The organism is Streptomyces sp. NPDC029151, assembly GCF_055564315.1.
Window position 1 is genome coordinate 275645 of sequence record NZ_JBVHWQ010000009.1, and the last position, 25988, is coordinate 301632.

22 protein-coding genes are annotated in these 25988 nt (G+C 71.2%); 7 read left to right on the forward strand and 15 right to left on the reverse strand.

All coding sequences use genetic code 11. The annotated features are described in order from the left end of the window. Nucleotides 1-333: 333 nt before the first annotated feature. Nucleotides 334-1398 carry a LacI family DNA-binding transcriptional regulator gene (locus tag ACZ4VF_RS30330; protein WP_467929965.1) on the reverse strand — a complete coding sequence of 355 codons (1065 nt, stop codon included), beginning with the start codon at nucleotides 1396-1398 and terminating at the stop codon, nucleotides 334-336. 219 nt (nucleotides 1399-1617) lie between these two features. Between ACZ4VF_RS30330 and ACZ4VF_RS30335 the strand changes: the two genes are divergently transcribed. The 3 genes from ACZ4VF_RS30335 to ACZ4VF_RS30345 are packed head-to-tail and all read left to right on the forward strand — an operon-like array spanning nucleotide 1618 to nucleotide 4747. Then, nucleotides 1618-2769 (forward strand): Gfo/Idh/MocA family protein, encoded by a 1152-nt coding sequence (locus ACZ4VF_RS30335; RefSeq protein WP_467929967.1) that lies wholly within the window; start codon nucleotides 1618-1620, stop codon nucleotides 2767-2769. Continuing rightward, on the forward strand, nucleotides 2766-3917 hold the full coding sequence (locus tag ACZ4VF_RS30340) for a dihydrodipicolinate synthase family protein (protein ID WP_467929968.1): 1152 nt from the start codon (nucleotides 2766-2768) through the stop codon (nucleotides 3915-3917). Before ACZ4VF_RS30335 ends, ACZ4VF_RS30340 begins: the two co-directional genes overlap by 4 nt. Nucleotides 3918-3946: 29 nt before the next feature. Further along, a complete protein-coding gene (locus tag ACZ4VF_RS30345; RefSeq protein ID WP_467930058.1) occupies nucleotides 3947-4747 on the forward strand; it encodes a sugar phosphate isomerase/epimerase family protein in 801 nt (266 codons plus the stop codon). Nucleotides 4748-4938: 191 nt separating this feature from the next. Here ACZ4VF_RS30345 and rbsD read toward each other — a convergent pair whose 3' ends face one another. From rbsD to ACZ4VF_RS30400, 11 genes are all read right to left on the reverse strand, one after another. Then, a complete protein-coding gene (gene rbsD, locus ACZ4VF_RS30350; RefSeq protein ID WP_467929969.1) occupies nucleotides 4939-5328 on the reverse strand; it encodes a D-ribose pyranase in 390 nt (129 codons plus the stop codon). Next, nucleotides 5325-6314: a ribokinase gene (locus ACZ4VF_RS30355; protein WP_467929971.1), complete on the reverse strand. Its 990-nt coding sequence runs from the start codon at nucleotides 6312-6314 to the stop codon at nucleotides 5325-5327. The genes rbsD and ACZ4VF_RS30355 overlap by 4 nt, the downstream gene beginning before the upstream one ends. An 81-nt stretch (nucleotides 6315-6395) precedes the next feature. Then, nucleotides 6396-8345: an ABC transporter permease/substrate-binding protein gene (locus tag ACZ4VF_RS30360; RefSeq protein ID WP_467929972.1), complete on the reverse strand. Its 1950-nt coding sequence runs from the start codon at nucleotides 8343-8345 to the stop codon at nucleotides 6396-6398. Next, nucleotides 8335-9867, reverse strand: coding sequence for a sugar ABC transporter ATP-binding protein (locus tag ACZ4VF_RS30365; RefSeq protein WP_467929973.1), 1533 nt, complete (start codon nucleotides 9865-9867; stop codon nucleotides 8335-8337). The genes ACZ4VF_RS30360 and ACZ4VF_RS30365 overlap by 11 nt, the downstream gene beginning before the upstream one ends. After that, nucleotides 9864-10913, reverse strand: a complete 1050-nt coding sequence (locus ACZ4VF_RS30370; RefSeq protein ID WP_467929975.1) for a LacI family DNA-binding transcriptional regulator — start codon at nucleotides 10911-10913, stop codon at nucleotides 9864-9866. Before ACZ4VF_RS30370 ends, ACZ4VF_RS30365 begins: the two co-directional genes overlap by 4 nt. 174 nt (nucleotides 10914-11087) lie before the next feature. After that, entirely contained in the window at nucleotides 11088-11693 is a 606-nt protein-coding gene (locus ACZ4VF_RS30375) for a hypothetical protein (RefSeq protein WP_467929977.1), read from the reverse strand. An 11-nt stretch (nucleotides 11694-11704) separates the two neighbouring features. Then, nucleotides 11705-13540 carry an alpha/beta hydrolase gene (locus ACZ4VF_RS30380; protein WP_467929978.1) on the reverse strand — a complete coding sequence of 612 codons (1836 nt, stop codon included), beginning with the start codon at nucleotides 13538-13540 and terminating at the stop codon, nucleotides 11705-11707. Nucleotides 13541-13548: 8 nt separating this feature from the next. Continuing rightward, nucleotides 13549-13995 (reverse strand): hypothetical protein, encoded by a 447-nt coding sequence (locus ACZ4VF_RS30385; protein ID WP_467929979.1) that lies wholly within the window; start codon nucleotides 13993-13995, stop codon nucleotides 13549-13551. A 577-nt stretch (nucleotides 13996-14572) separates the two neighbouring features. Next, nucleotides 14573-15001 carry a DUF5959 family protein gene (locus ACZ4VF_RS30390; RefSeq protein WP_467929980.1) on the reverse strand — a complete coding sequence of 143 codons (429 nt, stop codon included), beginning with the start codon at nucleotides 14999-15001 and terminating at the stop codon, nucleotides 14573-14575. A 322-nt stretch (nucleotides 15002-15323) separates the two neighbouring features. Further along, nucleotides 15324-16208 (reverse strand): RpnC/YadD family protein, encoded by an 885-nt coding sequence (locus ACZ4VF_RS30395; RefSeq protein WP_467929982.1) that lies wholly within the window; start codon nucleotides 16206-16208, stop codon nucleotides 15324-15326. After that, a complete protein-coding gene (locus ACZ4VF_RS30400; RefSeq protein WP_467929984.1) occupies nucleotides 16208-16630 on the reverse strand; it encodes an ATP-binding protein in 423 nt (140 codons plus the stop codon). Before ACZ4VF_RS30400 ends, ACZ4VF_RS30395 begins: the two co-directional genes overlap by 1 nt. A 204-nt stretch (nucleotides 16631-16834) precedes the next feature. On the opposite strand from ACZ4VF_RS30400, the gene ACZ4VF_RS30405 reads away from it, so the two are divergent. The 4 genes from ACZ4VF_RS30405 (at nucleotide 16835) to ACZ4VF_RS30420 (ending at nucleotide 21735) form a co-directional block, all read left to right on the forward strand. Continuing rightward, nucleotides 16835-17668 carry a helix-turn-helix domain-containing protein gene (locus ACZ4VF_RS30405; protein ID WP_467929985.1) on the forward strand — a complete coding sequence of 278 codons (834 nt, stop codon included), beginning with the start codon at nucleotides 16835-16837 and terminating at the stop codon, nucleotides 17666-17668. A gap of 8 nt (nucleotides 17669-17676) precedes the next feature. Next, on the forward strand, nucleotides 17677-17862 hold the full coding sequence (locus ACZ4VF_RS30410) for a DUF397 domain-containing protein (protein ID WP_467929987.1): 186 nt from the start codon (nucleotides 17677-17679) through the stop codon (nucleotides 17860-17862). Nucleotides 17863-17903: 41 nt separating this feature from the next. Beyond that, nucleotides 17904-20159, forward strand: a complete 2256-nt coding sequence (gene recD2, locus ACZ4VF_RS30415) for an SF1B family DNA helicase RecD2 (protein ID WP_467929989.1) — start codon at nucleotides 17904-17906, stop codon at nucleotides 20157-20159. A gap of 286 nt (nucleotides 20160-20445) precedes the next feature. After that, nucleotides 20446-21735 (forward strand): citrate synthase, encoded by a 1290-nt coding sequence (locus ACZ4VF_RS30420; protein WP_467929990.1) that lies wholly within the window; start codon nucleotides 20446-20448, stop codon nucleotides 21733-21735. A gap of 667 nt (nucleotides 21736-22402) precedes the next feature. Here ACZ4VF_RS30420 and ACZ4VF_RS30425 read toward each other — a convergent pair. The 3 genes from ACZ4VF_RS30425 to ACZ4VF_RS30435 all read right to left on the reverse strand — a co-directional run bounded on the left by ACZ4VF_RS30425 (nucleotide 22403) and on the right by ACZ4VF_RS30435 (nucleotide 25910). Further along, nucleotides 22403-24655: a heavy metal translocating P-type ATPase gene (locus tag ACZ4VF_RS30425; protein ID WP_467929991.1), complete on the reverse strand. Its 2253-nt coding sequence runs from the start codon at nucleotides 24653-24655 to the stop codon at nucleotides 22403-22405. A gap of 268 nt (nucleotides 24656-24923) precedes the next feature. After that, entirely contained in the window at nucleotides 24924-25163 is a 240-nt protein-coding gene (locus ACZ4VF_RS30430) for a heavy-metal-associated domain-containing protein (RefSeq protein WP_467929992.1), read from the reverse strand. Between the two features lie 96 nt (nucleotides 25164-25259). Beyond that, complete coding sequence (locus tag ACZ4VF_RS30435) at nucleotides 25260-25910, reverse strand: TetR/AcrR family transcriptional regulator (RefSeq protein WP_467929994.1); 651 nt, start codon at nucleotides 25908-25910, stop codon at nucleotides 25260-25262. Nucleotides 25911-25988 lie beyond the last annotated feature (78 nt).

The window sequence follows — 25988 nt, forward strand, 5'->3', positions numbered from 1 at the left end:
CCGCGCGAGCAGCCCGGTCCCTGGCGGCGTCCCGTCGTACCCCTGCTCCGGTACGGCCCGGACCTCCCCGACGCCCAGCCCCGGGTCGGGCCGCAGCATCCGCGTCACGGCCCCCCGCGGCCGGCCGGCGGGCCCGGCCGCGGTTCCGCGCGCTCGTGCCCGGCGGGCAGCCGCTCCGGCGTCCCGTGGGGCACCTCGGTACCGCACACCACCGTCGCGGACCCGCGCCCCCGGCACACCGCGCCGGTGTCCCACCGCGGCGAGCCGTCGTCCGACGGCACCCGGGCGCCGGGCCATGCGGCCGGGGCGCCGCGGTCCGGGCAGGGAACCGCGTCACTCGGCGGCGCGGACGGACCCACGCGGCACCCCCGTGGACCCCCGCACCATCAACTCCCCCCGCACCGAGGCGATCCCCCCGGGCGGGGGCTCCTCGCGGCCCATCGCTATGCGGCCGGCGCGGGCGCCCGCCTCGGCCAGCGGCAGGCGGACCGTCGTCAGGGACGGCACCGCGTCCACGCTGAACGGCAGGTCGTCGAAGCCGGCTACCGAGACGTCCCCGGGGATGCGCAGGCCCGACTCGCGCAGGGCGGCGCAGGCGCCGAGGGCGACGGAGTCGTTCGCGGCCACGATCGCCGTCAGGGACGGATCACGGCGCAGCAGCTCCAGCGTGGCCTCGTAGCCGGACCGGCGGTCGTAGCGGCCGTGGACCGTCCAGCGCCGGTCCTCCTCGATGCCCGCCGCCGAGAGCGCGGCCCGGTGGCCCTCCAGACGGTGCCGGGTGGTCGTCCGTTCCTCGGGGCCGGCGATGTAGCCGAGCCGGCGGTGGCCGAGGCCGATCAGATGGTCGGTCAGCGCGCGTGCACCGCCCCGGTTGTCGAAGGTGAGCGCGATCGCCTGGGTGTCCGGCGCCGGCGGGCGTCCGCACAGCACCACCCGGGTCCCCGCCTCCGCGAGCTTGCGCAGCTTCGCCGCGACCGCCGTCGCGTGCGGCTCCTCCTCCACCGCCCCGCCGGTCAGCACCACGGCCGCGGCGCGCTGCCGCTGCAGCAGCGTGAGGTACGTCAGCTCGCGCTCCGGCGAGCCGCCCGTGTTGCAGACGACGGCCAGCCGCTCGCCGCCCGCGCGCCCGCCCGGCCCGCCGATCTCGGACTGGATCGCGCCGGCCATGATCCCGAAGAACGGGTCGGCGATGTCGTTGACGAGGATGCCGACCAGATCGGAGGTGGCGGCGGCGAGCGCGCTCGCCGGGCCGTTGAGGACGTAGTCGAGCTCGTCCACCGCCCGCAGCACCCGCTCGCGCGTGGACGCGGCGACCGGGTAGTTGCCGTTCAGCACGCGCGACACCGTCGCGGGGGAGACCTGGGCGCGGGCCGCCACGTCCGCCAGGGTCACGGTCATCTCGTCCTCCGGTCACGCGTCATGTCGTACGCCCTGGTAGACAACCGGGCACACGTCCTGGTTCCGAGCAGACCTTAAGGCCACGACCCCCCGTTGTTCGCCCCCTCGAACAACTCGAAGCAGACACGGTCTTGTACGGGCCACGTCCAGGGGCTAGTTTCTCCTCGTCCAGAAAGCGCTTGCTAGGGAGTGCCACACCGGCCCACGAAGGGAACACACGTGACACGCAAGACGGTGCGTATCGCTATGAACGGCGTCACCGGGCGCATGGGCTACCGCCAGCACCTCGTCCGGTCCATCCTCGCCCTGCGCGAACAGGGCGGCCTCGACCTCGGCGACGGCACCGTGCTCTGGCCCGAACCGGTCCTGCTCGGCCGCCGCGAGCACGCCCTGCGCGAGATCGCCGAGCGGCACGGCCTGGACCAGGTCTCCACCGACGTGGACGCCGTCCTCGCCGACCCGTCCGTCGACATCTACTTCGACTCCCAGGTCACCTCCGCCCGCGAGGAGGCCCTCAGGAAGGCGATCGCGGCCGGCAAGCACGTCTACACCGAGAAGCCCACCGCCACCGGCCTCGACGGCGCCCTCGCCCTCGCCCGGCTCGCCCACGACAGGGGCGTCAGGCACGGCGTCGTCCAGGACAAGATCTTCCTGCCGGGCCTGCTGAAGCTGAAGCGGCTCGTCGACGGCGGCTTCTTCGGCCGGATCCTCTCCGTGCGCGGCGAGTTCGGCTACTGGGTCTTCGAGGGCGACTGGCAGCCCGCCCAGCGCCCCTCCTGGAACTACCGCGCGGAGGACGGCGGCGGCATCGTCGTCGACATGTTCCCGCACTGGGAGTACGTCCTGCACGAGCTGTTCGGCCGCGTGAGGTCCGTCCAGGCCCTCGCCACCACCCACATCCCGCAGCGCTGGGACGAGAGCGGCAAGCCCTACGACGCCACCGCCGACGACGCCGCCTACGGCATCTTCGAGCTGGAGGGCGGCGCCGTCGCCCAGATCAACTCCTCCTGGGCCGTGCGCGTCCACCGCGACGAACTGGTCGAGTTCCAGGTCGACGGCACCGAGGGCTCCGCCGTCGCCGGCCTGCGCACCTGCCGCGCCCAGCACCGCGGCGCCACCCCCAAACCCGTCTGGAACCCGGACGTCCCCGCCACCGAGGCCTTCCGCGACCAGTGGCAGGAGGTGCCCGACAACGCCGAGTTCGACAACGGCTTCAAGGCCCAGTGGGAGCTGTTCCTCCGGCACGTCTACGCCGACGCCCCCTACCACTGGGACCTGCTGGCCGGCGCCCGCGGCGTCCAGCTCGCCGAACTGGGCCTGAGATCCTCCGCCGAGGGCCGCCGCATCGACGTACCGGAGATCTCCCTGTGACGATCCGACTCCCCGACGCCCGGGGCGGGCTGCGGGCCTACGAGCCGCGTGCCGAGCCCCTCGCCCTCACCCCGGGCGCCCCCTTCACCTCCCGTACGGTCTTCGCCGCGGCCCACGTCGTCGCCGACCCGCACGCCGACACGAGCCCCGACGCGCCCCCCGCCGTCGACTGGGACGCCACCCTCGCCTTCCGCCGCCACCTGTGGTCCCACGGCCTCGGCGTCGCCGAGGCGATGGACACCGCCCAGCGCGGGATGGGCCTGGACTGGGCGGGCGCGGCCGAGCTGATCCGGCGCAGCGCCGCCGAGGCGCGCGGCGTGGGCGGCCGGATCGCCTGCGGCGTCGGCACCGACCAGCTCACCGCGGGCACCCTCACGGAGATCCGGGCCGCGTACGAGGAACAGCTCGCCGTCGCAGAGGAGGCGGGCGCCCAGGCCGTCCTGATGGCCTCCCGCGCGCTCGCCGCGGCGGCCCGGGGACCCGAGGACTACCTGGAGACCTACGGCCACCTCCTGCGCCAGGCCGCCCAGCCGGTCGTCCTGCACTGGCTGGGCCCCGTGTTCGACCCCGCCCTGCACGGCTACTGGGGCTCGGCCGACCTGGACGTGGCCACCGGCACCCTCCTCCAGGTGATCGCCGCTCACCCCGACAAGGTCGACGGCGTCAAGGTCTCCCTCCTCGACGCCCGGCGCGAGGTCGACCTCAGGCGGCGGCTGCCGCGGGGCGTGCGCTGCTACACCGGGGACGACTTCCACTACCCGGAGCTGATCGCGGGCGACGACCAGGGCTTCAGCCACGCCCTGCTCGGGATCTTCGACCCGCTGGGCCCGCTCGCGGCGCAGGCCGTACGCGTCCTGGACACCGGTGACGTCCAGGGCTTCCGGCACCTCCTCGACCCCACCGTCGAGCTGTCCCGCCACCTCTTCCAGGCCCCCACCCGCTTCTACAAGACCGGCGTGGTGTTCCTCGCCTGGCTGGCCGGCCACCAGGACCACTTCACGATGGTCGGCGGTCTCCAGTCGGCCCGCTCCCTGCCGCACCTCACCCGCGCCTACGAACTCGCCGACCGCCTGGGGCTGTTCCCGGACCCCCGGCTCGCCGAGGAACGCATGCGGACCCTGCTGTCCCTGTACGGGGTGGACCAGTGACCGGCCTCGCGCGTCTGTCGATCAACCAGATGACGGTCAGGCAGCTGTCGCTGCCCGAACTGGCCGACGCCTGCGAGCGGTCGGGCATCACCCACGTCGGCCTGTGGCGGGAGCCCGTCCAGGCGTACGGCCTGGAGGCGACGGCGCAACTGGTCCGCGACGCGGGCCTCACCGTCACCACGCTCTGCCGGGGCGGCTTCCTCACCGCCGCCGACCCCGCGGAACGGGCCGAGGCGCTCGGCGACAACCACGCGGCCATCGAGGAGGCGGCCACGCTCGGCACGGACACCCTGGTCCTGGTCTCCGGCGGGCTCCCCCGCGGCAGCAAGGACCTGCACGGAGCCCGGGAGCGCGTCGCCGACGCCCTCGCCGTCCTCGCCCCCCACGCGGCCGACCGCGGGGTCCGCCTCGCCGTCGAGCCCCTGCACCCCATGTACGCCGCCGACCGCTGCGTGGTCTCCACCCTGGCCCAGGCTCTCGACCTCGCCGAACGCTTCCCCGCCGAGCAGGTCGGGGTGGCCGTGGACACGTACCACGTCTGGTGGGACGACCAGGCCCCCGCCCAGATCGCCCGTGCCGGCGCGGGCGGCCGCATCCACTCCTTCCAGCTGGCCGACTGGACCACCCCCCTGCCCGCGGGCGTCCTTGACGGCCGCGGCCAGATCGGCGACGGTTCGATCGACATGCGGGAGTGGAAGGGCCACGTGGAGGCCGCCGGCTACACCGGCCCCATCGAGGTCGAGCTGTTCAACGAGGCCCTGTGGGCCCGGGACGGACGGGAGGTGCTGGCGGAGACGGCGGAACGGTTCGTGGAGTACGTGATCCGCTAGCCGGGACGTCCGCCGGCGCGGAAAAAAACCGGAACGGGCGCAACCGATCGCCCGCCCCCGGTGTCGTAACTGTCGTCGGAACCACGGGGGACCCGGGGGGATCGGGGTTCCGGCAGGGGAGGGAAGCAGGGGGGCGTACCCAGGCCGTCGGGCCGGGAACGCCCCCCGAAGCGTCCCGGGTGCCGGGCCCGCTAGAAGAACACCCCGCACCGCAGCAGCACGTTCGCGTACGGCCGGGCCTCCCCGGTCCGCACGACCAGCCGGGCCTCCGCCGACAGCTCCTTCAGCCGCTCGTGCGGGACGAGGGCCAGCTCCGGGAACCGGTCCGCCAACAGCCCGGCCGCCACCGGATTGGCCGCCCGCACCTCCTCCGCCGCCGTCGCGCCCTCCACCACCAGTTCGGCCAGCAGCCCGTCCAGCACCTCGGCGAAGGACGGCACCCCGGCGCGGAACGCCAGGTCCACGACCCGCGGACCGTCGGGTACCGGCATGCCCGCGTCGCACACCAGCACCCCGTGCCCGTGCCCCAGTTCGGCCAGCGCACCGGACAACCCGCGGTGGAGGATCCCCGCCTTCTTCACCGTGCGTCCCCCCGCCCGTCGGTTCCGGGTGCCGTGTCCGGCCCCCGGCCGGGGGTCCGGGGGCCGTCCCCCGGGTGGGCCCGGCACAGCGCCTCGACCTCCGCCGCCGTCGGGTACGACTCCTGCGCGCCCCGCTTCGTCACGGCCGCCGCGCCGACCCGGGCCGCGTACGCCGCCGCGTCCGCCGGATCCGCTCCCGCGCCCAGCCGCCAGGCCAGGGCCGCCGTGAACGCGTCCCCGGCGCCCGTGGTGTCCACCGCGTCCACCCGCACCGACGGCACCCGGGTCACACCCGAGCCGTCGGCCACGAGCGCGCCCTCCGCGCCCAGCGTCACCACCACCGACCGCGGTCCCTTGGCCAGCAGCAACCGGGCCCAGTCCGCCGGCTCCTCGCTCACGCACGCGTCACCGAGGACCACCCGCGCCTCGTGCTCGTTCACGATCAGCGGGTCACAGGCCGCCAGCACCTCGGCGGGCAGCTCCCGCGGCGGGGACGGGTTCAGCACGAACCGGCTGCCCGGCGCCAGGTTCCGTACGACCTCCACCACCGTCTCCAACGGGATCTCCAGCTGCGCCGACACCACCCGGGAGGCGTGGAACAGGCTCACCGCCGCCCGCACGTCCCGCGGCAGCAGACGGGAGTTGGCGCCCGGCGACACCACGATGCTGTTGTCGCCGGAGGGGTCCACGGTGATCAGCGCCACGCCCGTCGGCGCCCCGCCCACCAGCACACCCACCGTGTCGACCCCGGCCGCGCGCAGGGAGTCCAGCAGCAGCCGGCCGTGGCCGTCGTCACCGACCCGCGCCAGCAGAGCCGTACCGGCGCCCAGCCGGGCGGCGGCGACCGCCTGGTTGGCGCCCTTGCCGCCCGGGTGCACGGCCAGGTCGCCGCCGAGCACCGTCTCGCCGGCGGCCGGCCGCCGCTCCACACCGATCACCAGGTCGGCGTTGGCCGATCCCACGACCAGGAGGTCGTAGTCGTACATCAGTTGACTCCCCTGAGAGATGACGTCAGGCGGGCCGGCCCCGGAAGTGCTCCCGGGGCCGCCCGCCCGACTCGCCCGTCGTCAGCCGCTGAAGCCGGCCACGTTGTCCTTCGTGACCACCTTCACCGGCACCTTCACCATCGGCTCCACCTTCTCGCCGCGGACCGCCTTCAGGGCGTTGTCCACGGCGATCCGCCCCAGCCGGCTCGGCTGCTGGGCGACGGACGCGTACAGCGTGCCGTCCTTCACCGCCGTCAGCCCGTCCGGGGTGCCGTCGAAGCCGACGACCTGCACCGACTTGCCGGCCCTGGAACCGAGTGCCTTGATCGCGCCCAGGGCCATCTCGTCGTTGGCGGCGATGACGCCCTGCACGTCGGGGTGGGCCTGGAGCAGGTTCGACATCACGTCGAGGCCCTTGGTGCGGTCGAAGTCGGCGGGCTGCTGGGCCAGCACCCGGATCCCCGGGTAGGCCTTCAGACCCTTGGCGAACCCGGCCGCCCGCTCCCGCGCCGCCGACGTGCCCGCCTGCCCCTGCAGGATGACGATCCGGCCCTTGCCGCCCAGCTTCTCGGCGACGGTCTTCGCGGCCAGCTCCCCGCCGGCGACGTTGTCCGAGGCCACCAGCGTGTCCACGGACGCGTGGTTGACACCCCGGTCGACGGCGACGACCGGGATCCCCGCCTTGCCGGCGGCCTTCACGGAGTTGCCCGCCGCGTCCGAGTCCACCGGGTTGACGATGACCGCGCCCAGGCCGGAACCGGTGAAGTTCTGCAACTGGTTGGCCTGCTGGGAGGCGTCGTTCTGCGCGTCGGTCACCGTCAGGTCCACCCCCAGCTTCTCCGCCTCCGCCTGGGCACCGGCCCGGATCTGCACGAAGAAGGGGTTGTTGAGGGTGGACAGGGACAGACCCATCCGCGGGGTCGTGGACGACGGGGAGCCGCTGTGCAGGAAGGAGGTCGCGCCGACGATCGCCACGGTGACCACGGCGGCCAGCGCGTACGTCGCCGCCTGCCGCCCCTTCGGCCCGCCCGCACCGGCGGCCACCGGGGTCGCCCCGGCCTTGCGGCGCACGGTGTCCAGCAGCACCGCCAGCGCGATCACGACACCGATCACGACCTGCTGCCAGAACGCCGAGACGGACAGGAGGTTGAGGCCGTTCCTGAGCACCGCCAGGATCAGCGCGCCGATCAGCGTGCCGGACGCCTTGCCGGTGCCGCCCGCCAGCGAGGCACCGCCGATGACGACCGCGGCGATCGCGTCCAGCTCGTAGCCGTCGGCCGCCTGCGGCTGCGCCGAGGACAGCCGGGCGGCGAGCACGATGCCCGCGACGGCGGCGAACAGACCGGACAGGGCGTAGACCGCGAGCTTCTGCTGCGGCACGCGCAGGCCCGACAGCCGCGCCGCCTCCTCGTTGCCGCCGATCGCGTACATGGACCGGCCGATGTACGTCCGCCCCAGCACCAGCGCCGCGACCAGCCCCATCACCACCATGACCAGCACCGGCACCGGCAGCCAGCCGCCCAGGGTGTCCCCGAGCCGGGAGACCGGGTCCGGGAAGGCGATGGGGGAGCCCTGCGAGATCACCAGGGCGAGGCCGCGGCCCACCGACAGCATGGCCAGCGTCGCGATGAACGGCGGCAGCTTGCCGTAGGCGACGAGGAAACCGTTCACCAGACCGGCGACGACACCCGTGGCCATCGCCAGCAGAACCGCGAGCACCACCGGCACCCCGTGCCGCGTGGCGCTCCAGGCCAGCATCGTCGCCGACAGCGCGGCCACCGAGCCGACCGACAGATCGATGCCCGCGGAGACGATCACGAACGTCACACCGAAGGCGAGGATCGCCGTCACGGCCGCCTGGACACCGATGTTCAGCAGGTTGTCGGTCGTCAGGAAGTCCCCGGACAGCGCCGACAGGGCGATGACCAGGACGATCAGCGCGGTGAGCGCGCCGTTGTCGAGGAGCAGGCGGCGGACGGCCCCCGGGGCGCCACTCGCGCCCGCCCGGCTCTTGAGCGTGTCAGTGGCCACGGACGGCCTCCTTCTCGGTGTCCTTCTCGGTGGTGGGGAGGGAGACGGCGAGGGACATCACCGCGTCCTGCGTGGCCTCGTCGGCGGAGAGTTCACCGGCGATCCGGCCCTGGGCCATCACCAGCACCCGGTCGCTCATGCCGAGCACTTCCGGCAGATCGCTGGAGATCATCAGGACGGCGGCACCGGCGGCCGTCAGCTCGTTGATCAGCTGGTAGATCTCGACCTTCGCGCCGACGTCGATACCGCGCGTCGGCTCGTCCAGGATCAGCACCTTGGTGTCGGCCAGCAGCCACTTGCCGATGACGACCTTCTGCTGGTTGCCGCCCGACAGGGTCCGCACCTGCTGCCCGAGGCCCGTCATGCGCACCCCCAGCTGCCCGGCGATCCGCTCGGCGGCCGCGTACTGCCCCCTGCGGTCGACGAGCCCCGCCCGGGTGGCCGCGCGCAGGGTCACCAGCCCCAGGTTCTCCGCGACGGAGGCGTCCAGCACCAGCCCCTGGCCCTTGCGGTCCTCCGGTACGAGTCCGATCCCGGCCGCCAGCGCGGCGTTCACGTCGTGCCGCCGGACCGCCTCCCCCGAGACCCGCACGACCCCGCGGTCGTACGGGTCGGCCCCGAACACGGCCCGCGCGACCTCCGTCCGACCGGCTCCGACGAGGCCCGCGACACCGACGACCTCACCGGCGTGCACCTCAAAGGTGACGTCGTGGAAGACCCCGTCCCGTCCGAGCCCCTCGACGGACAGCAGGGCGGGCCCCTTCTCCGGCCGCTCCCGCGGGTACTGCTGCTCGACGGGCCGCCCGACCATCAGCCGGACCAGCTCGTCCTCGTCGGTGGAGGCAGGCACCTGCCCGACGCTCCGCCCGTCCCGGATGACGGTGACCCGGTCCCCGAGGGCGGCGATCTCCTCCAGGTGATGGGTGATGAAGACGATCCCCACCCCGTCCCGGCGCAGCGCCCGCACGATGGAGAAGAGCTTCTCCACCTCCTCCGAGGTGAGCACGGCGGTCGGCTCGTCCATGATGAGCACGCGCGCGTCCAGGCTGAGCGCCTTGGCGATCTCGACCATCTGCAGCCGCGCGATCCCGAGCTCCCGCACGCGCGCGCGTGGCGACACGTCGACCCCGACCCGCCGCAGCAGCGCCCCGGCCTCCGCCTCCATCCGCTTCCGGTCGATCAGGCCGAACCGGCGCGGCTGCCGCCCCAGGAAGATGTTCTCGGCGACCGTCAGATCGGGAACGAGGTTGAACTCCTGGTAGATGGTGGCGATCCCCAGGCGCTCGGAGTCCTGCGCCCCGTGGATGCGCACCTCCTCACCGCCTACGAGGATCCGGCCGGCGTCGGGGGTGTAGGCCCCGGAGAGCATCTTGATGAGCGTGCTCTTGCCGGCGCCGTTCTCACCGAGCAGCACATGGACCTCACCCCGGCGCAGATCGAAGTCGACGCCGTCGAGCGCGACCACGCCGGGGAAGGTCTTGCGTATGCCCTCGATGCGCAGCAACTCGGCCGGGTTGCTCACGACGTGCTCCTTTGCACTGGGGAGGGGGACTGCGTGGGGGAGGGGGTTCCGGGTGCGGCTTCTCCGCAGGAGCGGCGTACGACGAGCCGGGCGGGCAGGGTGACGGAGCGCGGGGTACGCCCCTCGATCCGGTCGACCAGGGCCCGTACGGCGGCCCGCCCCAGCTCACCGGTCGGCTGGGCGATCGCGGTGACCGGCGGGTCGGTGTGCACGAACCAGCGGATGTCGTCGAACGCGGCCAGCGCGAGGTCGTCCGGCACCCGCAGCCCACGCGCGCGTACGGCGTCCAGCGCGCCCAGCGCCATCAGGTTGTCGGCCGCGAAGACCACCTCGGGCGGCTCCGGCAGATCGAGGAACCCCTCGGTGACCCGCCGCCCGCTCTCGGCCTGGAAGTCACCCTGCCCGATATAGGCGTCCGGCAGCGGAAGCCCGTACTCGGCGAGCGCGGCCCGGAAGGCCTCGACCCGCTCGCTGCCGGTGGTGGTGGCGGCGGGCCCGGCGATGATGGCGAGCCGCCGGTGCCCGAGCCGGTGCAGATGACCGACGAGGTCCCGCACGGCACCCCGCCCGTCGGCCCGCACGACAGGCACCTCCACCCCGGGGATCCACCGGTCGACGAACACCATGGGAGTCCCGGCCCGGACCGCGTCGAGCATGAGGGGCGACCCGCCGTCGGTGGGCGAGACGAGCAAGCCGTCGATCCGCCGGTCGAGCAGATTCCGCACGTGGTGGTCCTGCAGCTCGGGCCGCTCGTCGGCGTTCCCGATGATCACGCTGTACCCGAGCGCCCGGGCCTCCTCCTCGACGGAACGGGCCAGCTCGGTGAAGTAGGGGTTCAGCACGTCGCTGATCACGAGCCCGAGCGTGTGGGTCTGATCGGTCCGCAGCGACCGGGCGACGGCGTTGGGCCGGTACCCCAGCTCCGCCACGGCCCCCCGCACCCGCTCCCGCGCCTCGGCGCTGACGGACGGATGCCCGTTCAGCACCCGCGACACGGTGGCCACGGACACCCCCGCCGCAGCGGCGACATCCTTGATGCTCGCCATCGCCGGCGCCACCTCCTCGTGACTCGTGGAATCGATTACATCCCTCGGCTAGGAAGGATTGGAATCGATTACACGGGGTGCGGCAAGAGGCGGCGGGTGGCCGAGACCCAATCGTGACCGGCGCGCCGGCCACCACCAGGGGGCGCCCGGTGCGGGGTCCCCCCCGCCGCCGGGCTACGCGGAGGGGGAGGAGGACGGAACCGGCGCCTTGCGCGACCAGAAGTCGGAGTGGACGTACGGAAGCCCCTCGGACTTGAACGCCTCCGGGTCGACGGGCTTGCGCGAGGGCTCGGTGACCTTGGATTCGGTGACGCACGGAGAAACTACGACGAAGTTGGCTTGACCCGCGTACCCGAATTCGAGGGCGACTCGAAAACCGTTCGGGGCGGTGGCGTAGATCGCCGGCATCTCCTTGTTGTCCACCACAGAGGTGATCTTGTAGCCGTGCTGCTTCCAGTAGCGTTCCACGACACCGAGGAAATTGCCCCGCCGCTCGCTCGAGATGATCGTCACCACGGCACGCCGGCGGGTCACCGATCCGGTGCCGGTGCTGTCGTTCTTGAAGTCGGAACACATGGATGCGCTGGACGCTCCGGGGATCACCTCCACGGACGGATGGACCGCACCAAGGAACGCGTCCAGCATGTCCTCTGCCCGGTCACCGGCCTCCTGCATGTTCATGTGGTTCTCCTTCGCTGTCTCCCCCTGCCGCCCTTCGTCGGCGCCGTCGCCGACGAAACCACAACCGGAAACGAGAAGTGCTGCGGCCAGCAGGGTCACGACGCGCTTCTTCATCGGTGTTCGTCCCACTTCACGAGCTCGGGCCGGTTGGCAACCAGTGCCGCGATGTTGGCGGCGGACCTCGGATCCTCCTCCGGGTTGAAGTAGTTGGAGTGGGCTGGTGTCGGGCCCTGCCCGTCGATCAGCGGCCTGGGCCCGTCGGCGACCTCGAAGCGCCTGGCCCCGAACGCCTCGCTGGCCGGATCTTTCCCGAACCAGAGGTCGTCGTCCCCCTGGTCCGCTATGTCGCCGAAGAGGTACGCGCCCAGCGGACCGCCGCCGAAGAAACCCATGGTTCCCGCGACGGCCTCCTTCTTCGACGGCAGGTGGCTGACCGGGTCGTTCTCGGCGGCGCCCACGAATACGTGGTCCCTACCGACTCCGAGATCCTCTGCCTTGTCCACACCCGTTCCCGGGCTGCCCAGAAGAATGATGTCGTCCGCCCCCGGAATGCCTCCTGGTTCCTGCGTGGCCGCGCCGACCAGGCGGGAACCGTACGAGTGTCCGATGGCCACGAGGTGAGGATCCTCGTGGTCGTTGGTCGCGGCGAGCCCGGCCATGAACGAGTTGTAGGCCGGTGCGCCCTCCGTCGCCTTGTCAGCCGACATGACGTCCGTGTCGGAAGCCAGTGTAGGGAGATCGCCCGGCATGGAAAGCTGCGGGGCGTCGTAGCCCAGCCACACGATGGACGCAGAGGAAGGGTCCTTGCTCCGCGCACCGGCCGCTGTGTCGTACGCACGCCTCAGGTCGCTCGTGGCGAAATGCGTGTCCAGGGCTGTGCTGAGACCGGGCACGTACGCGGACACATTCTTGGACGTGTCGGGGTTGCCGTACGAGACGATGGCCCGTCCCAGACCCTCATCGCCGATTCCGAGCAAGTACATGGGTGGAACCTTCGGAGTCGTCAGCCGGCTCGCAGCGTTTTCCTGGAGCTGCTGCCGAATGCTTGTGAGCGCGTCCAGCTGCGTTTTCGCCTTCTCCCCGTCCTCACCCGAGAGCTTGCCGATGAGGATGTCGAGGTTCTCCCGGTTCACCTCGTCGCGCACGGTGGACGGGATACCGTCCAGGTTGCCGATGAACTCGGGGAACGCCCTCTTGTACTCGTCGCGTTCCTCCTCGCTGAGGCCGTCCCACCACTCCTTGCGCTCGGCGGGCGACTTGTCCAAGGGGATGTGGTCCTGGATGTAGTCCAGCGCGGCCGTGCCTACGGTGTCCGCGTCCGCGGCCACATCCGTCCATGTCTTGGCGTCGACCGTCAGCCCCGGAGCCGCCTTCAGCTTCCCCAGCGCGGTGCTGTACCGCTCGTCGATCCCCGCTGCGTCGCGCAGGGCACGGGCGATCCTGTTGGCGATGTCCTGGGCCTTGGCCTGGTGCGGATTGGGATGGATGAAACGGGAGGTGTCCGGCCCCAGTCCGGGTCCGTGGTACATGCCGTCATTCCCGATGGCCGTTCCGCCGGGGATGTCCTCGCCGGTCAGCTCGTTCTTCCCGTCGGCGGGGAACGAGACGCTGCCATCTGAATGGACGGTGTACGACAGTGCCTTGGCGTCGTCCAGTGCCTGCAGCAGTTGACGTCGTGGGGCGGTGATCTCGGCGAAAAAACCGTTGAGGGCACCGCTGATCAGCCCGCATTCGAGCTGCGCGTAGTGGAAGTTGTCGGAGAGTTGACGCAGCTTCTGCTGCGCGGCGTCCGCCGCTTCTCCTTCGTTGGCTTCGCGGATGGCCTTGGTGATCTCCTTGTCGACACGCTCTCTGGCGGCATCGGCTGTGTCACTGATCGCACGGTAACCGTCCGCTGCTTCCGCGTACTCCGACGGCTTGATCGACTGCAGGGTCTTGAGGTCCACGCTCGCTGTCACCGACCCTTGCCCGTGCCGTCGCCGGCGCTTTCGGAGCGGACCTTGAGCGCCGAGATTTCGGCTCTGATGGCCTCATCGGTCCTCAACTGGTCGTGCCCTGTCTTGTTCAGCACCTCAGCCAGCCCCCGGCACAGCTCGCTGACGTCGGTGACGCGGCGCTCCCAGGACTCGTACACACCCTTCTGGGTAGCCGCGGTGAGACACACGGACTCTTTGTCGAGGCCGGTCTGCCCCTGCTGCAACTTCGTCAGCGCCTTGCCAAGAGCGTCCCCCAGCGAGCCGACCCCCTCGCCCGCCGCGGACCACGCCGCCTTGTCGGACCGGAGCCGGCCCTGGGCCCCGCCCCCACCGCCCGGGCCCATGGGTAATTGGTTGAGCTGCATGCGCGCGCAATGTCGATCGGCAGCGGCGGCCTTGAGCTGCTCCCACTCGTCCCACGCCACGTGCAGACCCCCCAGGTCGTCAAGAGAGACGCCGTGCCCATGGGCTCGACGGCGGTGATCCACTCCCCAAAGGAGGCTACTTCGCCGGTGGGCGGAGCCCATCCGTAACGAGCACCAGCAGTCCCTGAGTACCTGTACTCAGACGGTATCCAGCCACCCGTCTCACCCTCACCCCCGAACCGGTCGGGATCCTAGGCCGCTGATTGGTCATCAGCTACGGAGATCGCCACGGTGCCAGTCGACCACGACCACCTTCCACCAATCACCGCCGGGAACCCCGGCTGCGGCTCCCTTTTGGCCCCTCACGTCGCACTCCAGCGGCGATGGCGCATTCGGGCCACCTCGGCCGGCCGGCCCACCCCCGATACCCAGTTCACCTCGGCCGCGCTCTTGGCCCAAGTCCGCCTTCCCTCCGGGTGCGAGCCGGGGGAGGCAGCCCCATCAGCGGTGCGGGGTAGGTGCAGGGCGCACGGCCGATGACCGGCGCGCCGCGAGCCGCCCGTGACCCAGCCGGCCGGATCCTCCGAGGCGGTTGGATCGGGGCCGCGCGTCCGTCTGCCGGCGGCGGCTTGCCTCCCTACCCCGACAGCTTCGGAAGCCAGTGATCCCTCACTTGGCGGAGGCGGTGCCGGTGGTCGGCGATCCAGTCGTCCGGCGGGACGAGCGGCACCCGCACGGTGACCATGGACCCGGACTCGTCCTCCACGACCACCTCCGGGCAGCCGCGCTCGCCGCTAAGCCGGACGAAGAGGGAAGGCCCTCTGTCCATCTCCATCCAGGCCATGTCCTCGCCGGCGTCGAGCCTGTCCAACGCGGTGGCCCAGCTTTCCAGCTTCGAGGCCGACAGAGCCAGGTCGATACGACCGGACACGAACGGCGTCTTGACGACGATCTCGGCGGCGAGCCCGGCGCTCCATCCGGGGGCGAGCCCCAGAACGTCGACGGTGACGCTGTTCCCCTCGTCGTCGGCCAGGGAGACGAGTTCCCTCGAAGCGGTACCGCCCATAACTGCCCCTTCATCGGCGAGTGCCGGGAGATCGTCCCCCCGCCGGCGGTACGACCGCCACTCCATTCCGCCAGGGGGGTCTGCGGCTTGCGGCTCGCGACCCGTCGGGGGCGGGGGCGGGAGATCCGGGGCGAGAGCCACCCGTCCGGCGCTCCGTGCCGGCGAGGTGCTCCCGGACCCGCCCACCACCCGCAGCCGCCGACGCGCGCGACGCGCCCGGCGCGCCCGCGAGATGAGAGTGCGCCCCCGCCCACGCCACGAACGCGGGCGGCCTCGGTGCCCGAGGCCGCCCGGGGCCACCGCCTTGCTCACTCGCCCTTGTTCACTCGTCGGTGAACAACTCCGTCGCCTCGGTGGCGTGGACGGCTCGCTGGGCCCAGGTCTCCAGCCGGTCCAGGTCCGCGCAGCCTTCGACGCGCTCGCGGACATCCTCCGGGACGGGGACACCGCGCCACTCCAGGATGCGGAGGATCATCTCGGCCTTGGCCTCCGCCCGGCCTTGCTCCCGGCCCTCCTCGCGCACCTGCTCGGCCAGCGGGTGTCGCCAGAAGTACTGGATGGCCGTCATCGAGTCCCTCCACATCTGCTCCGCCTGGGGATCGGCCAGGCACGAGTCGACGAACTGCACGAAGACCGCGGCACTGTCGGGGTCGATGGTCCGCAGGGCGGATGCCGGGGATTCCCGTATGGCCGGAGCCTGCGGCCCACGCCCGTGTGTCATCGCCGACAGCACCGCAAGGGGGACGTCCCGCTCGGCCTGCCGCTCGTCCGCGATCACCGGCACGTTGTCCGGGCTCAGCACCAGCGGACGTACCGTCAGCGAGTCCCAGCCCGGGAGGCCGAGCCGGATCGGACGCGAGGCCCACTTCGCCGTGGCACTGCTCTGCGTGATCACGATCAGCACCGGCTCGCACCGGTACTTCTCGTACAGGTACGACAGGTAGTGCGGCCGACTGCCCCGCTTGCGGTCGTCCACCTTCCCCTGCGACTCCACCACCAGCAGGTACGTGCCCTCGTCCGTCTCAGCCCGCAACAACGTGTCCACCCGGCGCTCGACCGGCTCGATCTCGGTGAGGTCCACGTTCAGCGCCGCGATCTCCCTGGGCTCCGGGAACGGCACGCGCAGCACCTTCTGGAACGCCTTCGTCAGCAGCGTCGGATCCTTCTGGAAGATCCGGTGCAGCGCCTCGTGCGACGAGCCCACCATCACGCCACTCCCAGCTCACACCACACGTACTTCCCCCGGTCCCCGAACCGGGCCGACGGCTGCCACCCCCAGTACTCCGCGCAGGCCGTCACCAGTCCCAGCCCCCGTCCCTCCTCCGACTCCAGCACCTGCTCCAACGGCACGGGCGGCTCGGGCGGCGCCGGGTCCGTGTCCCACGCCCCGATCCACACCAGCCCCTCCTCCGACCTGCGCACCCGCAACGCCGCCGGCCCCTTGGTGTGCCGCACCGCGTTCGACACCAGCTCCGTCGCCAGCAGCTCCGCCGTGTCCGCCAGCCCCGTCAACCCGTGCAGGGCCAGAATCGCGCGCAGGGTCTGGCGGCAGACCGTCACCGCTCTCGGGTCGTTGGGGACGTAGAGCGTGTAGTCCCAGGTGTCCCCGGTTTCAGGGTTTTCGGGCATGCCTCGTCAACTCCGGTCAGTGAGGGAGGGAATGGGGCGTGCGGTGGCATTGCCGCGGCCGTCATGGCAGGACGACGCGGTGCGCTTCCGCTGCGTGTGCGTTGCGTCACCGACCGTAGGGCTAACTGTTTAACCGTCGCAAGCCGATCCCGTAGGGTGACGCCCGAACGAGTAACGCGGGCCGACGCGTTGGAAGGACCGCCGATGGCGTTGAGAAGCGAGCCGACAGCGCGTCAGCTGCGTCTGGCGGTCGAATTGCGGAGACTCCGCGACGCGGCAGGGCTCACCGCCCGGCAGGCGGCTGCCCTGTTGGGGGTGACCGCCCCGGTCATCAGTCAGATCGAGTCCGGCATCGCAGGTGTCAGCGAGAATCGGTTGCGTCGCCTCGCCTCCCACTACGCCTGCACGGACGACGAGTTCATCGATGCGCTGGTCGCCATGGCCACCGATCGCACGCCTGGCTGGTGGGAGAAGTACCGGGGCCGGTTGCCCACGCCCTTCCTGGACCTCTCGGAGCTGGAGCACCACGCCCGTTTTCTGCACCACGTGGCGATCCTGTACGTGCCGGGCCTGCTGCAGACGGAGGACTATGCCCGTGCCGTCTTCTCGTCCCGACTTCCGGAACTCGCGCCTGAAGAGCTTGAGTTGCGCATTCAGCACCGAAAGGAGCGCCAGCGGATCAGCATCCCGTACGAAGCGTTGATCCACGAGGCGGCCCTCCGGATCAGGGTCGGTGACCGCGCCACCTCGAAGGCCCAACTCGCCAGGCTTCTGGAGCTTTCCGAAGCAGATCACGTCACCTTGCGCGTCATTCCCTTCGATCTGGACGGCTTCGCCGCTTCCAGCACGATGACGTACGCGGGAGGCCCCCTGCCCAAGCTGGACACCGTCGTACGGGACGCGCCGCACGGCACCGTCCTTATCGACTCCGAGGCCCAGCTCAGCATTTATCGAACCCGCTTCCGTATGGTGGAGGCCGTGTCACTCGAACCGGTCGAGTCCCGTGACTTCATCCACAGACTGGCGAAAGAGCTGTGAGGCACCCCATGGACAACTGGCGGAAGTCGTCCTACTCGGGCGAAGGCGACGGCAACGAGTGCGTGGAGATCGCCACCACCCCCACCCACACCTCCATCCGCGACTCGAAAACCCCCGCCCGCGCCACCCTCACCTTCCCCACCCCCGCCTTCACCACCTTCCTCCGGGCCCTCAAGGCGCACCCCCGTCCCTGACCCGGTGACCCGTTGTCACACCCCACGGGTACCGTCGGATCATGGCGCAACAGGCGGGGACCCAGACCGGTGAGCGGCGGCTTGCCGTGGTCGAAGGTGTGCTGGAGCGGATCACGTACGCCAATGAGGAGAACGGGTACACGGTGGCCCGGGTCGACACCGGCAGAGGTGCCGCGGATCTCCTCACCGTGGTCGGCGCGCTGCTCGGTGCGCAGGTCGGGGAGTCCCTGCGCATGGAGGGCCGCTGGGGGTCGCATCCGCAGTACGGCAAGCAGTTCCATGTCGAGAACTACACGACCGTGCTGCCGGCCACCGTCCAGGGCATCCGGCGTTATCTGGGGTCCGGGCTGGTCAAGGGGATCGGGCCGGTGTTCGCCGACCGGATCACCCAGCACTTCGGGGTGGACACGCTCAGGATCATCGAGGAGGAGCCCAAGCGGCTGGTCGAGGTCCCCGGTCTCGGTCCCAAGCGCACCAGGAAGATCGCCGAGGCCTGGGAGGAGCAGAAGGCGATCAAGGAGGTGATGCTCTTCCTCCAGACCGTCGAGGTGTCCACGTCCGTCGCCGTGCGGATCTACAAGAAGTACGGGGACGAGTCCATCTCCGTCGTCAAGGAGCAGCCGTACCGGCTCGCCGCCGACGTCTGGGGTATCGGCTTCCTGACCGCCGACAAGATCGCCCAGTCCGTCGGCATCCCCCATGACAGCCCCGAGCGGGTCAAGGCCGGTCTGCAGTACGCGCTGTCGCAGTCCGCCGACCAGGGGCACTGCTTCCTGCCGGAGGAGCGGCTGATCGCCGATGCCGTGAAGCTGCTCCAGGTCGACACCGGGCTGGTCATCGAGTGTCTCGCCGAGCTGGGGAAGGAGCCGGAGGAGGGGGCCGATCCGGGGGTCGTACGCGAGAGGGTGCCGGGGCCCGACGGCGGGGGTGACGAGCCCGTCAGCGCCGTCTACCTCGTGCCGTTCCACCGCGCCGAGCTGTCACTGTCCGCCCAGCTGCAGCGGCTGCTGCGCACGGACCAGGACCGGATGCCGGGCTTCCGGGAGGTGGACTGGGAGAAGGCGCTCGGGTGGCTCAAGACGCGCACCGGCGCGGAGCTCGCGCCCGAGCAGGAGGCGGCGGTCAGGCTGGCGCTGACGGAGAAGGTCGCCGTCCTCACCGGCGGGCCGGGATGCGGAAAGTCGTTCACCGTCCGGTCCGTCGTGGAGCTGGCCCGGGCCCGGCGCGCCAAGGTGCTGCTGGCCGCCCCGACCGGGCGGGCCGCCAAACGGCTGGCCGAGCTGACCGGGGCCGAGGCCTCCACCGTCCACCGGCTGCTGGAGCTGAGGCCGGGCGGGGACGCGGCCTACGACCGGGACCGTCCGCTCGACGCCGACCTGGTGGTCGTGGACGAGGCCTCCATGCTGGACCTGCTGCTCGCCAACAAGCTCGTGAAGGCCGTACCGCCGGGCGCGCACCTGCTCTTCGTGGGGGACGTGGACCAGCTGCCCAGCGTGGGGGCGGGGGAGGTGCTCCGGGATCTGCTCGCCGACGGGAGCCCGGTCCCGGCCGTCCGGCTCACCCGGGTCTTCCGGCAGGCGCAGCAGTCCGGGGTCGTCACCAACGCGCACCGGATCAACGCGGGGCAGCATCCGCTCACCGACGGGATGAAGGACTTCTTCCTCTTCGTGGAGGACGACACGGAGGCCGCGGGCCGGCTGACCGTGGACGTGGCCGCACGGCGGATTCCGGCCAAGTTCGGGCTGGACCCGCGCCGGGATGTGCAGGTGCTCGCGCCGATGCACCGGGGGCCGGCCGGTGCGGGCGCGCTGAACGGGCTGCTCCAGCAGGCCATCACGCCCGGGCGGCCCGATCTGCCGGAGAAGCGGTTCGGCGGCCGGGTCTTCCGCGTCGGCGACAAGGTCACCCAGATTCGCAACAATTACGAGAAAGGGAAGAACGGTGTCTTCAACGGCACCGTGGGCGTCGTCACCTCGCTCGATCCGGTCGACCAGCGCCTGACCGTGCTGACGGACGAGGATGAGGAGGTTCCGTACGAATTCGACGAACTGGACGAACTGGCACACGCGTACGCGGTGACCATCCACCGCTCGCAGGGCAGCGAATATCCCGCCGTGGTGATTCCGGTCACCACCGGGGCGTGGATGATGCTCCAGCGGAACCTGCTCTACACGGCGGTCACCCGGGCCCGGCAGCTGGTCGTCCTCGTCGGTTCGCGCAAGGCGATCGGACAGGCGGTGCGCACGGTGTCCGCCGGGCGCCGGTTCACGGCCCTGGACTTCCGGCTGCGGGCCTGAACCCCGGGTCCGGCTCCGGGGAACTCGGACCCCGGGGCCGTCGGATGCCGGGCGCGGGCCCGTCAACCGCGGGTCTGTACAAAAAATGATCGATCAAATGAGTCACGAAGGTCACAGAGCACTTCCAGTTGCCCCTCCGAGGGGGCAGGATGAGCAGGTTGACGGCACTGAGTGCCGCCAATAGGCCCAATGGTCGACCCCGAGTGCACTCTGCTGAGCCAAATGGGGGATGGTAGAGACAGTCAGGGCACCTCGAAGATGAGGCACTACGTCGGTGAGGGAAGACGTGAGCGACAACTCTGTAGTACTGCGGTACGGCGACGGCGAGTACACCTACCCGGTGGTCGACAGCACCGTCGGTGACAAGGGCTTCGACATCGGGAAGCTCCGCGCCCAGACCGGTCTGGTGACCCTGGACAGTGGGTACGGCAACACGGCCGCCTACAAATCCGCGGTCACCTACCTCGACGGCGAGGCGGGCATCCTCCGCTACCGCGGCTACCCCATCGAGCAGCTGGCCGAGCGTTCCACCTTCCTTGAGGTGGCGTACCTGCTGATCAACGGCGAGCTGCCGACCGTCGACCAGCTGACGGCGTTCAAGACCGACATCACGCGGCACACGCTGCTGCACGAGGACGTCAAGAACTTCTACCGGGGCTTCCCGCGCGACGCCCACCCGATGGCGATGCTGTCCTCGGTCGTCTCGGCGCTGTCCACCTTCTACCAGGACAGCCACAACCCGTTCGACGAGAGGCAGCGCGACCTCTCCACGATCCGGCTGCTCGCGAAGCTCCCGACGATCGCCGCGTACGCGTACAAGAAGTCGATCGGCCACCCGTTCGTCTACCCGCGCAACGACCTCGGCTACGTCGAGAACTTCCTGCGGATGACCTTCTCGGTGCCGGCGCAGGAGTTCGAGCTGGACCCGGTCGTCGTCGCCGCGCTGGACAAGCTGCTGATCCTGCACGCCGACCACGAGCAGAACTGTTCGACCTCGACGGTCCGCCTGGTCGGCTCCTCGCAGGCCAACATGTTCGCGTCGATCTCGGCCGGCATCAGCGCGCTGTGGGGTCCGCTGCACGGCGGCGCCAACCAGTCCGTCCTGGAGATGCTGGAGGGCATCCGCGACTCGGGCTCCGACGTCGACACCTTCATCCGCAAGGTGAAGAACAAGGAGGACGGCGTCCGCCTGATGGGCTTCGGCCACCGGGTCTACAAGAACTTCGACCCGCGCGCCAAGATCATCAAGGCCGCCGCGCACGACGTGCTCTCCGCGCTGGGCAAGGAGGACGAGCTCCTCGACATCGCCCTGAAGCTGGAGGAGCACGCGCTGTCCGACGACTACTTCGTCGAGCGCAAGCTGTACCCGAACGTGGACTTCTACACCGGTCTGATCTACCGGGCCATGGGCTTCCCGACCGAGATGTTCACGGTCCTGTTCGCCCTCGGCCGTCTGCCGGGCTGGATCGCCCAGTGGACCGAGATGATCAAGGAGCCGGGTTCCCGCATCGGCCGCCCGCGCCAGATCTACACGGGCGTCGTCGAGCGCGACTTCGTTCCGGTCGAGGAGCGCTGAGCGGACCGGACGCAAGGGCCTGCCTGTCCGGGCAGGTCCTGAAGCGGTGATCCGGCGCCCCCTGGCGCCGTGATCCGCGGCAGCCCCGCGCCGCGATCCGCACGGTGAACAGCAGAAGGCGCCCTGAGTCGCCGGTCCCCCCACGGGCCGACGACCAGGGCGCCTTCCCATGTCCCGGTGCGGATTCCCCCCACGGGATCCGGCCGGGCGCTCGGAGAGGACAGCGCCTGAATCGCTGTCGGTGAGCACAACGAGCAAAACTCGCCGTACTCCAGTGATGTGGTGCGATCTGCCGGGACAGCGCACGCTGGGAGGGCCGCTCAAAGCTTCCCGGTGTACGTGCCCCGGCAACGCATCTCTGAGGAAGTCCCCCAAGACATCCCCAGATGCCAGTCAGCGCCCCCCAAGACGCTGGTCTGACACCGCCAACTTAGACCTTCGAAGCCCTTCGATGGTTACGTTCACATCACTGTGATCTGCGTCTCTTGCATATGTCCTTTAAGTGCGCAAGAGCCCCGATACGGCAATCGGGACTCAAGCGTAAGGATGATGCGCGAGCCTTGTGAAGAGCTTATGTGAGGTCCGCGTCGGACTCCAGGGGGGCTCCGACATCGGTCACGGCGATCGCCGCCGGCCGCCGCGGCTTCGCCGCAGGCTCACCACCGGCTCACCGGAAGGCGCGCAGCCGCAGGCTGTTGGTCACCACGAACACCGAGGAGAAGGCCATGGCCGCCCCCGCGATCATCGGGTTGAGCAGCCCGGCCGCGGCCAGCGGCAGCGCGGCGACGTTGTAGCCGAAGGCCCACACGAGATTGCCCTTGATGGTGGCGAGCGTCCGGCGGGACAGCCGGATCGCGTCCGCGGCCACCCGCAGGTCCCCGCGGACCAGCGTCAGGTCGCCGGCCTCGATCGCCGCGTCCGTGCCGGTGCCCATGGCCAGGCCCAGATCGGCGGTGGCGAGCGCGGCCGCGTCGTTCACACCGTCGCCGACCATGGCCACGGAGCGCCCCTCGCGCTGCAGCCCTCGTACGACGTCCACCTTGTCCTCGGGCAGCACCTCGGCGTGGACGTGCGCGGAGTCGATGCCGACGGACCGCGCGACCGCCTCGGCGACGGTCCGGTTGTCGCCGGTGAGCAGCACCGGTGTCAGCCCCAGCGCGCGCAGCTCGCGGACCGCCTCGGCGCTGGTCTCCTTGACCGCGTCGGCGACGGCGAGGACCCCGCGCGCCCGCCCGTCCCAGCCCGCCACGACGGCCGTACGGCCCTCCCGCTCGGCCTCGCGGGCCGCGCGGGCCAACTCCTGCGGCAGTACGTCGTACAGGCGCCCCACGGCCACCTCACGGCCTTCGACGCGCCCGCGTACGCCCCGTCCGGGCACGTTCTCGAAGTGCTCCACCGGCGGCAGCGCCCCGACGTGTTCCTCCGCTCCGGCGGCGATCGCACGGGCCACCGGGTGCTCGGAGGCGTGCTCCAGGGCGCCCGCGAGCCGCAGCAGCTCCTTCTCGTCCTCGCCCTCGGCGGCGAACACCGCCTGCAGGCTCATCCGGCCGGTGGTGACCGTGCCGGTCTTGTCGAGGACCACCGTGTCGACGCGGCGCGTGGACTCCAGTACCTCCGGGCCCTTGATCAGGATGCCGAGCTGGGCGCCGCGGCCGGTGCCGACCATCAGCGCGGTCGGGGTGGCGAGGCCCAGCGCGCAGGGGCAGGCGATGATCAGTACGGCGACGGCGGCCGTGAACGCGGCGGCCGTGTCGCCGGTGACGCCCAGCCAGACCCCGAAGGTGCCGAGCGCGATGAGGATGACCACGGGGACGAAGACGGCGGAGATCCGGTCGGCGAGCCGCTGCACCTCGGCCTTGCCGTTCTGCGCGTCCTCCACCAGCCGCGCCATCCGGGCGAGCTGGGTGTCGGCGCCGACCCGGGTGGCCTCCACGACGAGCCGGCCGCCCGCGTTGACCGTGGCGCCGGTGACCCGGTCGCCCGGGCCCACGTCGACCGGTACGGACTCGCCGGTCAGCATGGAGGCGTCCACGGCGGAGACGCCCTCGGCGACGGTGCCGTCGGTGGCGATCTTCTCACCGGGCCGTACGACGAACCGGTCGCCGACGGCCAGGGACGACACCGGCACCCGCACCTCGCGGCCGTCCCGCAGCACTGCCACGTCCTTGGCGCCCAGCTCCAGCAGCGCCTTCAGCGCGGCACCCGCGCGGCGCTTGGAGCGGGCCTCCAGGTAGCGGCCGAGCAGGATCAGCGCGACGACCCCGGAGGCGACCTCCAGGTAGATCGTGGAGGCGCCGTCCGTGCGGGAGACGGTGAGGCGGAACGCGTCGTGCATGCCGGCCATGCCCGCGTCGCCGAAGAACAGTGCCCACAGGGACCAGCCGAAGGCGGCCAGCGTGCCGACCGAGACGAGGGTGTCCATGGTCGCGGCGCCGTGCCGCAGGTTGGTCCAGGCGGCCCGGTGGAAGGCCGCGCCGCCCCAGACGACGACCGGTGCGGCGAGGGTGAGCGAGAGCCACTGCCAGTTGTCGAACTGGAGCGCCGGGATCATCGCGAGCAGCACCACGGGGGCGGCGAGCAGCGCGGAGACGAGCAGGCGGTGGCGGAGGGCGCCGAGTTCGGCGTCCGGTGCGGGGGTTTCCGGTCCCGCTGCGGGCGCGGGGTCGGGCGGCGGGGGTTCCTCGGCGGTGTAGCCGGTCTTCTCCACGGTGGCGATCAGGTCGGCGACCTGGACGCCGCCGGCGTAGGCGACCTTGGCCTTCTCGGTGGCGAAGTTGACCGTGGCGCTGACGCCGTCCATCCGGTTGAGCTTCTTCTCCACGCGGGCGGCACAGGAGGCGCAGGTCATCCCGCCGATGAGCAGCTCGACCTCGCTGGTCGTACCCGCGTCGGCGGCCGTCTCTGCGGTGGTGCTGGTCATGTCCGGACTCCAGACATCGGACCGGGCCGTACGGATCCAGTATCAGCTGGTCGGCACGGCCCGGTCGGGGGATCGGAGGGTGTTCCCGGGTTCTTCCCGGGGTTCCCCGGGTTCGTCCCGGGTCTTCCGGGTTTCGTCGTCCCCGGGGTCCCCGGGTTCTTCCCGGGCGTCGCGGGCTGCGTTCCCGGGTTCCCGGCTTCGTTCGGGGTCTTCCGGGCTTCGTCCCCGGGTTCCCGGGCTTCTTCCCGGTTCTGTCCCGGCTTCTTCGTCAGGCCCGGCCGGCCAGCTCGAAGCCGGCCTCGTCCACGGCGGCGCGCACGGCCTCCTCGTCCAGCGGGGCCGCGGAGACGACGGTCACCTCGCCGGTCGACGCGACGGCCTTCACCGAGCTGACACCCGGGATCTGCGAGATCTCGCCGGAGACGGACCCCTCGCAGTGGCCACAGCTCATGCCGGTCACCTTGTAGACGGTGGTGACGGGGCCCGTGGTGTCGGTCTGAGCGGTCATGTCGTTACTCCTCGTCGAGGCGTGTGGGGCCAGTGGGGTCCCGCGGAGCGCCGCGGGGGGGTTCCCATGCTCTCCACACTATACCCCTAGGGGGTATTAATCCACCGCAGGGGCGCCGGCCCGGCCGCGGGCCAGCGGCTCCAGGTAGCGGACCAGGACGTCCTTGGTCTCCTGGACGTACGCCGCGCGCTCGGCGCCCTCGTGGGCCAGGACCAGTTCCAGGCCGGCCTTGTAGATGCCGAGGCAGACGTGGGCGGTGCGGGTGACCTCGGCCGCGGTGGCGTCCGGCATGAGCGAGTCGAGCAGCACCTCTATCCGGCCGATCACGGTCGTGTGCAGCTGGTCGTGCGCCTCCGCCATCCGGCCCGGGATGTCGGGGCCGTGCATGAGCGCGAAGAAGACCGGGTGGTCGGTGTTGAAGGCCATGAACCGGTCGACGGCCGAGCCGATCGCCTCCTCCAGCGGGGTGGCGGGGTCGACCGGTGCCAGCGCCTCGCCGTAGGCCTCCCGCATCTCGTGCATCAGGCGGTCGCCCAGCTCGATCGCGATCGCCTCCTTGTTCGGGAAGAACTGGTAGAGCGTCCCGGGTGAGACGCCGGCCTCGCGGGCGATGGCGTTGGTGCTGGCGGCGGTGTAGCCGGAGGTGCAGAAGACCTGGGCGGCGGCCTGGAGCAGCTGTGCGATGCGGCGCTCCCCGCGGGCCTGGCGGCGGCGCGGCTGCGGCTCCTTCTCCGTGGTGTCGGACACGCGTTATCCCCAGCTCTCCGAACGCGATTGACAAACGCGAGCGGTCACTCGCATTCTGATGAAACGCGAGCGATCTCT